The organism is Actinomycetes bacterium (assembly GCA_022599915.1).
Lineage (GTDB): Bacteria > Actinomycetota > Actinomycetes > S36-B12.
In genome coordinates this window covers 1-11,579 of the sequence record JAHZLH010000005.1, presented here as the reverse complement: position 1 = coordinate 11,579, position 11,579 = coordinate 1, and the positions used below count along the sequence as shown (strand labels likewise).

Annotated in this window: 9 protein-coding genes; 7 read left to right on the top strand and 2 right to left on the bottom strand. The window is 61.3% G+C overall.

The genetic code is table 11. The features are described 5' to 3' along the window. From K0U62_01120 to cysC, 7 genes are all read left to right on the top strand, one after another. On the top strand, positions 1-398 hold a 398-nt coding region (locus tag K0U62_01120; protein MCH9800116.1), incomplete at its 5' end, for a hypothetical protein. 131 nt (positions 399-529) lie between these two features. Then, positions 530-2,917 carry a PAS domain-containing sensor histidine kinase gene (locus K0U62_01115; protein MCH9800115.1) on the top strand — a complete coding sequence of 796 codons (2,388 nt, stop codon included), beginning with the start codon at positions 530-532 and terminating at the stop codon, positions 2,915-2,917. Further along, positions 2,914-3,378, top strand: coding sequence for a response regulator transcription factor (locus K0U62_01110; protein MCH9800114.1), 465 nt, complete (start codon positions 2,914-2,916; stop codon positions 3,376-3,378). Before K0U62_01115 ends, K0U62_01110 begins: the two co-directional genes overlap by 4 nt. A gap of 6 nt (positions 3,379-3,384) precedes the next feature. Further along, positions 3,385-4,611 carry a hypothetical protein gene (locus K0U62_01105; GenBank protein MCH9800113.1) on the top strand — a complete coding sequence of 409 codons (1,227 nt, stop codon included), beginning with the start codon at positions 3,385-3,387 and terminating at the stop codon, positions 4,609-4,611. Continuing rightward, positions 4,611-5,498 (top strand): Fpg/Nei family DNA glycosylase, encoded by an 888-nt coding sequence (locus K0U62_01100; protein ID MCH9800112.1) that lies wholly within the window; start codon positions 4,611-4,613, stop codon positions 5,496-5,498. The genes K0U62_01105 and K0U62_01100 overlap by 1 nt, the downstream gene beginning before the upstream one ends. Positions 5,499-5,624: 126 nt before the next feature. Further along, a complete protein-coding gene (gene cysD / locus K0U62_01095; protein ID MCH9800111.1) occupies positions 5,625-6,527 on the top strand; it encodes a sulfate adenylyltransferase subunit CysD in 903 nt (300 codons plus the stop codon). Further along, positions 6,527-8,416, top strand: a complete 1,890-nt coding sequence (gene cysC, locus K0U62_01090) for an adenylyl-sulfate kinase (GenBank protein MCH9800110.1) — start codon at positions 6,527-6,529, stop codon at positions 8,414-8,416. Before cysD ends, cysC begins: the two co-directional genes overlap by 1 nt. 13 nt (positions 8,417-8,429) lie before the next feature. On the opposite strand, the gene K0U62_01085 is transcribed toward cysC, so the two are convergent. Further along, positions 8,430-9,830, bottom strand: a complete 1,401-nt coding sequence (locus K0U62_01085; GenBank protein ID MCH9800109.1) for a hypothetical protein — start codon at positions 9,828-9,830, stop codon at positions 8,430-8,432. Positions 9,831-10,087: 257 nt separating this feature from the next. Continuing rightward, a complete protein-coding gene (locus K0U62_01080; GenBank protein ID MCH9800108.1) occupies positions 10,088-11,470 on the bottom strand; it encodes a wax ester/triacylglycerol synthase family O-acyltransferase in 1,383 nt (460 codons plus the stop codon). Positions 11,471-11,579: the final 109 nt, after the last annotated feature.

Genomic DNA, 11,579 nt, shown 5'->3' with positions numbered 1-11,579 from the left:
GGGCTGGCCGTCGTTGGGCAGACTTCGTTTACTCAGGTCGCCGCTGGGCCGGTGACAGCTGGCAGGGCCGTCGCTGGGCCGGTGACGACTGGGAAGGTCGCCGTTGGGCTGGCCGTCGCTGGGCAGGCGACGACTGGCAGGGTCGCCGTTGGGCTGGCCGCCGCTGGGCCGCGGATGACTGGGATGGTCGCCGTTGGGCTGGCCGTCGCTGGGCCGCGGATGACTGGGATGGTCGCCGTTGGGCTGGCCGTCGCTGGGCCGCGGACGAATGGGATGGTCGCCGTTGGGCTGGCCGTCGCTGGGCCACCGGTTCATGGAGCGGCAAGGCCTGGGATGCGATGACCTTCGAGGGCCGTCGCTGGGCCAGTGATGACTGGTCGGGCCGTCGCTGGGCGTAGTCGACCCGGACTCACCCCAAACGATCAAACATGATCGAACCCCGCCGACCAGAATCGGCGGGGTTCGATCTGCTCATGAGGTGTTCATTGAGGCAATGGGACGCCTCGGCTAGCCTCAGCCTGGAGGAAGCATGCCCGAGGCTCGCGGAACGGTTCCGCCGGCGAATTCGGTGCAGACAGACATGGACGGTGACCTAGAGCAGGCGGCTGCGGTTGAACAGCGCAGCCAGGAGAACTTGGTCATCGGCGCGGTTCTGGTAGCCGGTCTTGTAGCGGTTGGCCTCGTCTCGCTGTGGTCGTTGAGTTGGGATACTCCCGACTACGTCTTTCGACCTGAGCAACTGTGGCCGTATCTGCTGCTGGCCTTTGTGGCGATGCTCTCGGAAATCGCCTACGTGCCAATCGTTCACAATGAAGGCGGCGAAGAGCTGACCTTCTTCGAGATCCTGGTTATCGCCGGGGTGTTGCTCTTCGCCCCGGTTACCGCCATGGTGCTGCCGCTGATCGGTTTCGTGCTGGCGCAAGTTCTCCTTCGCCGCCCGATTCGCAAGGCGATGTTCAACTTGGGCTCGTACGCGCTGGCGAGTGCCGCGTTGGTAGCGATCTACGGATCCCGAGCGATCGATGTGAATCGCTTCGGGCTGGAGTGGATTCTGCTGCTCATCCTTGGCGCGCTGGCTTTCGCCATCGTCAATCTCGTCCTCGTCGCCTGGATCCTCAAGGTCGCGGAAGGGTTCAGTTTCCGCGAACTAGTCAAAGAGCAATGGCGACTGTCGATCATCATGGCGCTGCTCAGCACCGCGGTCGCGGCCATCGGTGTCGAAGTGTGGGTTTCTGCACCGTGGATGGCGCTGTTGTTAGCCCCGCTGGTTCTTGGGCTGTGGAATGCGTACAAAGCTGACGCAGAGCGTAATGAGGCCAAACTGCGCAGCGATCGGTTGGTGCTCTTTATGGACACGCTGTCACGCATTTCTAGCGATGAGGCTGAGCAGGAATGGCAGAACCAAGCCATAGGGGAACTGCGCAACGTCTTCGATGCACCAGTGGCCACGATTGTCACTGCGACTGGATCTGTGCGCCAAGACGAGAATGGCTTGGCGGAACTTCACGGCACCAATGCGGAATTGGAGCATTGCACCCGACAGGTGGAGTGGTCGAGCTACCAAGCCCAGAAGATTCCGGAGGACATGCTGCCGGAAGGGTGGACCCTTGGCTATGGCGCCCGTATTGACTTGAGTGCGCAGTCCGCTGGTCTGTTCATCATTGGATCTACTCAGGTTCAGGGAAATCTAAGTAGGCGACTCCGCTCTGATGCGCAGGGCCGTCCCACGGTCTGGCGAATCAGAGGCGACGAAGAGAACGCGCTGTCGGTGCTGACCGGCGTGGTGGCCTCGCTGGGTAAGGCGATGCAGGCACGCAGCAACTTACGGGACCTAGAGACGGAGAAAGAAAAACTCGATGCAGTCGTCACCGGCGCCACTGACGGATTCGTACTGGTGGACACGGCTGGGACCATTCAACGGTGGAGCCCGGCGATGGAAGCCATTACCGGCTATTCGTTCGAAGATCTGATGTCACTGCCGGCGGCGATTGAGTTGGGTAATGCTTTCGTTCAGTTGGTCCCTGCACAATCCAGCGAAGAAGCCGCTCGACTCCCCGAGAGCGCTCTCACCATTACTCGTAACGACGGCGAAGTGCGCGAGCTCAGTGTGGAAGTGAGCCGTGCCGCCATCGAAGCTCGAGTTGGTAGCGAAAGCGCCGAGAACATGTCCGTGCTGACCGTGCGAGATACGACTCGGGAGCGGCGAATCGAGCGGATGAAGTCCGACTTCATCGCCACGGTCTCCCACGAACTCAAAACCCCGATCACGCCGATCAAGGGTTATTCGCAACTCTTGCTCACTCGCTGGGATCGGTTGGATCAAGAGAAGCGGGAACGCATGTTGCAGACCATGTTGGAGCGCTCGGAACACCTCAGCAGATTGGTGGAGGATTTGTTGATCGCGTCTAGGGTGTCTGAGTTGGAAACGACAAAATTGGATATTCGTTCCACAGAGATCCATTTATCCGACATCGTTAACGACGTTTCTGCCGCTTCACCGGAACTCGTGGATCGCCTCACGGTGAGTGGGCCGGACGCGCCGGTGTTCTGCGATCGGCAGCGAGCAGTCCAATGCCTAAGCAACCTAGTGAGTAATGCTAAGAAGTACAGCGAGTCCGACACTGAGATTCTGATTCGTACTGAGGTGCCCACCGGTGATGAGTTTGCAAGCATTGCTGTCACCGACAGCGGTCTGGGTATCCCAGCGGATGAGGTCGGTCGGGTATTTGAGCAGTTCTATCGGGTGGAGGATCCGATGACCATGACAACAGGCGGCACCGGTTTGGGGCTGTACATCTCCCGGACGTTGGCGCGTGCGATGGGCGGGGATATATCGGTAGAGTCGGTATTTGGCGAGGGAAGTACATTCAAGTTGTCCTTGCCACGGACTCAGGTCAACGAGGGAGAGACAGCGTGAAGAAGATTCTCATCGTCGACGATGAACCCACGGTTAGGGCACTACTGCGTGACGTCCTTGAGATTGAGGGCTACGACATTGCGGAGGCCAGCGATGGCGAAAGCGCCATCGCGGCAGTTGCGGACGAAGTTCCCGATCTGTTGGTGCTGGACGTCATGATGCCGGGAATGTCAGGTATCGATGTCTTGATGCAACTGCGTGAACAGCACAGCAACAATCAACTCCCCATCATTTTGCTGACCGCGGCCAGTGACGACGACACCACTTGGCGCGGCTGGAGTTCCGGCGCGAGTATCTACCTGCAGAAACCGTTCGACCCTAGCCACTTGCTGGACTGGGTGGAGCGACTCATCTCCGGACCTTCCGGCCCATCTCCCGCTGGGACTGCTGGCGACGGCGCCGGGAGCGGACCGGATGACGAGGGACTGCTCTCGGAGTTCGGTGGTCTCAGCAACGAGTAGTCCGGCATGCGACGCCTGACTCTGGAGCAGCTGCCGGCCATCCTGGGCAGGTTGCCGACTGGCCCGCGCATCGTTGCCTCTGGAAACTTTGCCACGCCGCAAACATTGCTGTCGGCCGTTGATGCCGCGCTCCCGGCTTACACACTTCATATCCTCAACGCACAGGTAGGCATTCCGCAGCGCCCCGGAGTCATCTTGGAAACAGCCTTCGTAGGTCCGGGGATGCGCGGGCAGCCGGGGCTGCATTATGTGCCGTGTCGGCTCAGTTTGGTTCCGGTGTTGTTTCAGCGCAGTTTGCCGCCGGACATGGTGGTGCTACACACCTCAACTGTTCACAACGGGGCAGTCAGTTTGGGGATCGAAGTCAATGTGTTGCCAGCGGCTGTCGACGCTGTGCGTGCCCGGGGCGGCATCGTGGTGGCGCAGGCGAACCCACAGATGCCCTACACCTACGGTGACGCGGAGCTTCATCTCGATGACATCGACTACCTAGTCGAGGTAGATGAGCCATTACCACTGGCTGGCTTTCCCGAGCCAGACGATGCCTCGGTAGCTATCGGTGATCTGATCGCGGCTCAAGTTGAGAATGGCGCCACTTTGCAGTTGGGGATCGGTTCGATTCCCGACGCCGTACTGCGGCGACTGAGCGGCACGGGCGATCTGCGTCTTTACTCAGAAATGTTTAGCGACGGCATCTGGGAGCTAGAGCAGTCGGGGAAGCTGGACATCGAGGTTCCGCTCATCGCATCATTCTTGTTCGGATCACGTGAACTGTATTCCTGGGTCCATCGCAATCCTCGGGTGCGGATGATGCGCACCGAGATTACTAACGATCCAGCCCGAATCGCCCGGCAGCGGATCATGACCAGCATCAATGGGGCCTTGCAGGTAGACCTCTCCGCTCAAGCCAACGCATCGCGGATCGGAGGTCGAATCTACTCCGGCTTCGGTGGCTCGACCGACTTCATCGTTGGTGCGCTGCACTCACCCGGCGGTCACGCCTACATGGCGCTGCCGTCTTGGCATCCACGCGCTGACATCTCCACGATCGTGGCGCAGATCGAGGGGCCGGTGACTTCCTTTCAACACTCCGCAGTCGTCACCGAGCAGGGGATGGCTCTGGTGTTTGGCAATAGTGAGGCCGAACAGACCCATCAGATCATCGAAAACTGCGCGCACCCCGATGCGCGACCCGAACTGTGGCGGGCGGCCAAATTGATGGGCAGGGCCTGATGCCAGAACTTCCGGAAATGGCCGGTTTGGCCGATTTCTTGGCAGCAACCGTGGTTGGCACCCGCGTAGTTGACGTACAGGTGGCGGCCCTCAACGCAATAAAGACCGCCGATCCGCCGCTATCAGCAGCAGTGGATCGCACAGTTACCCGTGCGGGGCGCTGCGGCAAGTGGTTGGAGCTGCAACTAGGGGAAGAGTCGCCACTTTTTCTACTTGTGCACTTATCCCGAGCCGGTTGGGTGGTGTGGCGAGACAATCCGCCCAACCGCCCAGTACGGATGGGGAGTGGTCCGTTGGCGGTACGAGTCACCTTCGCCGATCAGGACGGTGTGATTCGTGGGGCGCTCGACCTCACGGAAGCTGGCTCCCGCAAACGGTTGGCTGTGCATTTAGTGACAGATCCGCAGCAGGTGCAGGCGGTCGCTGAGCTTGGACCGGACGCGTTGAGCGCGGAACTAAATGAGACTGGATTCAAGGAACTGCTGCAGCAGGCGGGAAGGCGGCAGTTGAAGTCAGTGCTGTGCGACCAGCGGGTCATAGCCGGCATCGGAAACGCCTACTCAGACGAGATCCTGCACGCCGCCCAGTTGAGTCCAAGCGCGCGGTGTAACTCGCTCTCCGACGCGGAGATCGCACAGTTGTATCAATCGATGCGAGAGCTGTTAGCTGCCGCCACCGAACGGCTGCGGGGGCTCGATCCGAGTGCATTCAAGGACAGCAAGCGGACCGATCTGGCTGTGCACGGTCGGACTGGCGAGGCTTGTCCAGTATGCAGCGACACCATTCGTGAGGTCGCCAGCGCAGACTCGTCCCACCAGTACTGTCCGGACTGCCAAACCGGTGGCCAGATCTTGGCTGACCGTCGAATGAGTAAGTTGCTGAAGTAGCCGAAACCGCTCCAGTCGGCAGGGATGACCAGAAACCCGGAGCCGCTGGTCGCTGTCGCACACCCGACCGCATAGCATCTATAGGTAACCAAACTGGAGGTTGAAGTGGCCGAGCCACAATCATCTGTGCGGGAGGACTCCGTCCTGGACGCCCTGGAGGCCGAGGCAATCCACATTTTCCGTGAGACAGCTGCAGCTTTTCGCAACCCCGTGTTGCTGTACTCGATTGGTAAGGATTCCTCAGTCCTGCTGCACCTAGCGGTGAAGGCGTTCGCGCCTGCCCCGATTCCGATGCCGGTGATGCACATCGACACCACTTGGAAGTTCCGGGAGATGATCGAGTTCCGTGACCGGCGGGCCAAAGAGCTCGATCTGGACCTGCGCATCGCAACGAACCACGAAGCCATCGCCGAGGGCGTGACGCCGTTCACGCACGGCACGCACGAGTACACCCGGTTGATGAAGACGGTGGCTCTCCGCGAAGGACTGGATAAGTACGGCTTTGATGCAGCTATCGGTGGCGCCCGTCGTGATGAGGAGCGCAGCCGGGCCAAGGAGCGAATCTTCAGCCTGCGGGAGCCAGGTCATCGCTGGGATGCCCGCAAGCAGCGGCCAGAGTTTTGGCGCACCACCAACACTCGCCTGTCTGAAGGGCAGACCATGCGGGCCTTCCCGATTTCCAACTGGACTGAGATGGATGTCTGGAACTACATCCGTCGCGAGAACATCGACATCGTCGACCTGTACTTCGCTCGGCCGCGGCCGGTAGTCGATCGGGACGGCGTGTGGATTATGGCCGATGACGAGCGGCTGCCGCTGGCTGAAGGCGAAGAGCCGCAGATGCGTAGCGTCCGATTCCGCACCTTGGGTTGCTACCCCTTGTCCGGTGCAGTGGAGTCCGAAGCGGCAGACATCGACACTCTGATTGATGAGATGAGTCAGTCCAAGATCAGCGAACGCGCCGGTCGACTGATTGACGGTGAAGGCGGCGGCTCAATGGAGTCCAAGAAAGCGGAGGGCTACTTCTAATGACTGCGGTAGCGCAAGAAATCCAGGTATTGGACCGAGCCAGCGAGGCTCGCTCCGCGGTGCTGCGCATGGTGGCCTGCGGGTCCGTGGACGACGGCAAGTCAACCCTGATTGGGCGAATGCTGGCGGAAACAGATTCAGTGCCGATCGACCAGTTGGAGTACGCCCGACGCACCCGTCGTGGCGGCTCCACCATTCCAGTGGGCGAGATCGACTATTCGTTGTTGACCGATGGGCTCGAGGCCGAGCGAGAGCAAGGAATCACCATCGATGTGGCTTACCGCCACATGGATCTGCCCAGTAGTCGCCGGGTCATCATCGCCGACGCCCCAGGCCATGAGCAGTACACCCGCAATATGGCGGTCGCTGCCTCGACAGCGGACGTGGCGGTGTTGTTGGTGGACGCGGCCCGCGGATTGCGGCCGCAGACCTTCCGTCACCTAACAGTGTGCGCCCTGATGGGAGTCACCAGCATTGTGGTGGCGATCAATAAGATGGATCTCGTTGGCTACGAACACGCCACCTATGAGGAGCTCAGCGGCGGTATCCGTGCAGCGGCTGCCCGACTAGGCATTGACGAAGTGACTGTCATTCCGGTCAGTGCCATGAGCGGGGCCAACGTCATTGAAAGCAGTAGCCCCGACATGCCGTGGTACTCCGGCGGCTCGGTGCTGGATGCACTGGTGAACTGGGAACCGGTCGACGAGGCTAAGACTGCACCTTTCCGGCTCCCAGTGCAGATGATCTCGCGCGCCAGTAGCAACTTCCGCGGCTACTCCGGAACAATCGCATCTGGGGAGGTCCGGGTTGGCGATGACGTGGTGATCGCGGATTCTGGGGTGACTGCCTCGGTGGATCGTATCGTTACAGCCGACGGCGATTGGCCGGCGGCCTCAGCGGGGCAAGCAGTAACCCTGCTGCTGGATCGGGAAGTGGACATTACCCGGGGAGATTTGCTCTGCCACAAGGGTGCCGCGGCTACCCAGCCAGCGGACCGCTTCGCCGCGGACTTGGTCTGGATCGGTGAGGAGCCGTTGGCACATGGCCGCTCGTATCTGGTCTATGTCGGCCCACGAGTTATCCCCGCAACCGTCACCGCGGTTCGACATCGACTTGACGTGGTGACCGGTCACCACGACGCCGCCCGGGTGTTGGAGATGAACGACATCGGTCGGGTCGAACTGGCTACTGACACCCCGATTCCGCTGGATGAGTATGAGACCTGTCGAGACAGCGGTGGATTCCTGCTGGTTGATCGCGTGTCCAGTGACACGGTTGCGGCGGGTCTAACCCGGCACGCCATGCGACGGGCCTTCAACGTGACACCGCATGATTACGCGGTGGACCGAGACGCTCGGATGCGATTGAAGGGCCACGATGGCAAAGCGATTTGGCTTACTGGCCTATCCGGAGCGGGTAAGTCCACCGTTGCTGATGCCACTGCGGCCATGCTGCATGCCCAAGGTGTGCACACCTATGTGCTGGACGGTGACAACGTCCGCACCGGCTTGAACCGAGACTTGGGCTTCACCCCGGAGGATCGCGCCGAAAATGTCCGTCGGGTTGCTGAGGTCGCCAAACTCATGGTGGATGCCGGTCTCGTGGTCATCATCGCGTTGGTGTCGCCTTACCGTGCCGATCGTCGGTCTGCTCGCTCCATCTTCGAAGAAGGGGAGTTCCTCGAGGTATTTATCGATACCCCGCTAGAAGTCGCTCAGGAACGAGATCCCAAGGGACTGTACGCCAAGGCCGCTAAAGGCACGTTGCCTAACATGACTGGCGTCGGTCAAGAGTACGAGCCGCCGGAGCGCGCTGACGTCCACCTGGACGGCACTGCTGACGTGGCACAGTCGGCTGAGAAGTTGGCCCGAGCAGTCTTGGGCGAGTAGTCGCACTGTCTGATCAGTTCAAGGTGAAGACGTTTACTGCTGCCTCATTTCTTTCGCTGATAGTGAGGTAACCGCTGCCATCGAAAGTGAAGGCAATCGCCTCCCCCTGCGGTTCGCCGACGCTGGCGAGGGAACAGCGAGAGCCCTGCATTGCGCCCCACAGGGTTTCTCCTGCCGACCTTGTCCAGCCGTGCACACCGCCGTAGCCCCGCACGACGATGGATCGCCCGTCAGGTGAGACATCGCCGCCGGTGGCGATCTCGGAGATGGTGCTCTGACCGCGGTGCTGCAGAGTTCGACTGTGGCTACCGGAACCGAATGAGCCGGTGGAGTACAGCTGGGCAGTTGCGCCGGACTCTTTTGTCACGATGAGCAGTGAGCCATCCCATGGGTCGACCAAGAGCGCCTCCACGTTGTGTGGCCCATCCGGGTAGGTCAAGGTCAGGACATCAAAATTACCGGTACTACTGTTACCTGATCCTGCGGTCGGCTCTAGGAGGCGGTAGATCGCGATGGTGCTCCGGACTCGGCGGTTGTCACCGAAATCGGCAACGTAAAGGTACGGCTCACCGCCGATAGGTCCAGGGCCGGTAGCGATATCTTCCCAGTCTCGCGGTGAAAGACCGGACAGGGAGACAGTCTGCCGCAGCGAGCCGGCGGAGTTGATGGCATACAGGTGCGGCCCGTCACCGCTGTCGTTGTGGACCCAGTAGCGGTTGCTGTTGCGTCTACTAGCGGTGAGGCCGGAAATCTCATCGAGTGCGCTGTCACTCACATACCCGGTCACCGAGTGCTGGGCGTCGGCCCCACACAGGTCCAGCGGACTGCTCGTGTCCGGCGCTCCCGGTACGGCGGGACTGCTCGTGTCCGGCGCTCCCGGTGCGGCGGGACTGCCGGGATCGGTTGACTCAGAGTTGCCGGGGGCTGCGGGCGCACTGCTGGCGTCGCCGGGTGTTGGATCGAAGGAGGCACCTGGGGAGCGGCCGGTAGATGTGGCAGTCAGTCGTAGGGCACGGCTCTTACGTGGTGCGTACTTCTTGGTACCGCGAACCCGCAGTCGGAACTGAAGGGTTTCGGAGGCCAGCGGTTCCAGCGCTATGCGTACCCGGCCTCGCTTCGAGGTCTGCTTCGTGAACACCCGCTGCCAGGACTCACCGGTGACGCGGCGTTGCAGCACAACCGTGCGCCGCAGCCCGCGGCCGTTGGTCTTGATTCGTGGTCTGACAGTCACGTTGCCAGCATCTGCAGAGCGCGGAAGCCGCCAGCGACGGATAGCGGTCGTCGATTCCGCTTTATTGGTGGTGAGCGTAGGAGATGACGAGGAAGCTGTGGCAGCGGCACCGCCGCCGATGTGGGCGGTGGTAAACCCCGTGACGAGCGCCATCGCGGTAGCGGCGATTGCCAGGTTCCTCATAAGTTCCGTGCCTCCTCGGCCGGACCAGAAGGATGGTCTTAAGAAAACATCGGGTTTCGGCGAATCGTTCTTGATACTAGGTTTCGAATTCCTTTCCTGGGGAAAGAAGTATGTATCCGGTTACTCGGGACGGCAGCTACGGGGCTGGCCCGAGGATCCGCCCTTCCGGATCATCCGGTATCTCTCCGGTGAGGGGTGCTGCCTGGAGGAGCACCCCTCACCCATCCCGGGTGGGCGCGAGCCTTCGGCGGACCGCGTCAAGCAGCTTGCGCGAGCATCGCAAGCGTTGCAACAGCAGCGGACATGCCCTCGGGGATTTGTTCCACATCGGGTACGGCGTCGTAGTCTGCGGCGATTCCCGCCCACACACCACCGTTGTACGACATCAGTGCAGTGGCCACCCGCACCCGCGGACCGAGCGGGACAAATGGGATTAGCCCAGTCATCTGGCGACCGAGAAAGTAGAGCGGGTACTGCGGACCGGGAATGTTGGTCGTGACCGTGCCGACAGAGCGTTGCGGCATTCGGGCGGCCAACCGGCCGGCTGTCGCCAGCAGCGTTGGCGATATGAACGTGGCGGCGTCAAGCAATGCGGGTACCGCCAGCGCGTCTGGGGACTTCTTGAGTCGCTCCATGTCCGCTCGGATCGTATTGAAGCTGGTCAGTGGGTCAGGTTCCCCAACCGGTAGATCTGCGAAGACGGCCGATACCGCGTTGCCGCTCTCACCACCTGCCCGGTTGCGCACTGAGACCGGAATCATGGTCCGCACGGTCGCGGCCAGCGACAAGTCTGCGCCGCGCTCCAGCAAAAGGGCCCGGAAGCCGCCGGTGGTTGCGGCCAGCAGTACGTCATTCACGGTGCCACCGAGGGAACGCTTGATTTGCTTAACGGTGTCCAGATCCAGCTCGACCCACACCCAGCGGCGGTGAGGGCCTACCGGCCCGATGAGGAAGTCTTCGGTGTGCAGCAGCCGTTCTCCGGTACGCAGCGTTCCAGCGACCTTTGCGGCAGTTTGGGTGGCAAACTCGCGGGGGGCCTGCGCGGCCTCACCGAGTTGCTCCATGGCACGCATGGGGTCGACGATGCGATCGGAGATAGCTGAACTGATGAGTTCAGTAGTTCCGGGTTCGGGCTTGGGATCCCAGGCCTCCGATTCAGCCGGTGCCGCGTTCGGCTCGCGGTCCATTAGCGCCGTGATCATCTCGGCGCCGCCTTTGCCATCTACCATCGCGTGGTGGGTTTTGTTGAGTAGCGCCCAGTCGCCACCATCCAGGCCTTCGATGATCCAGGTCTCCCACAGCGGCCGACTCAGATCTAACCGCTGACCGAGGAGCTGTGCGGTGAGGGCCTGCAGTTGCTCCTCACCGCCCGGTTTGGGCAGCGCAATATGGCGTAGGTGGTAGTCCAGAGAGAAGTGCGGGTCATCGACCCACACCGGAGCGTTCACTTGTAGCGGGATGCCACGAACTCGCTGCCGATAGCGGGGAAGTCGGTCCAACTTCGATTCGATCGCAGCGCGAAGTTCGCCATAGGAGGGGGCGGGACCTTCGAACACCATGAGCGCGCCCATGTGCATGGGCATCTCGCCGCGTTCCATGGTCAGGAAGTTGTTGTCCAGCGTAGATAGTCGATCCGCCACGAGACCTCCCTCAGGTATCCGAGTTCATCTGTATTCGCCCGTGACGCTACTCTGCCGGATTTTGTGCCTAGATGTGCGTCAGGGCGGCGCGCGGTCCCTGTGGACCGAG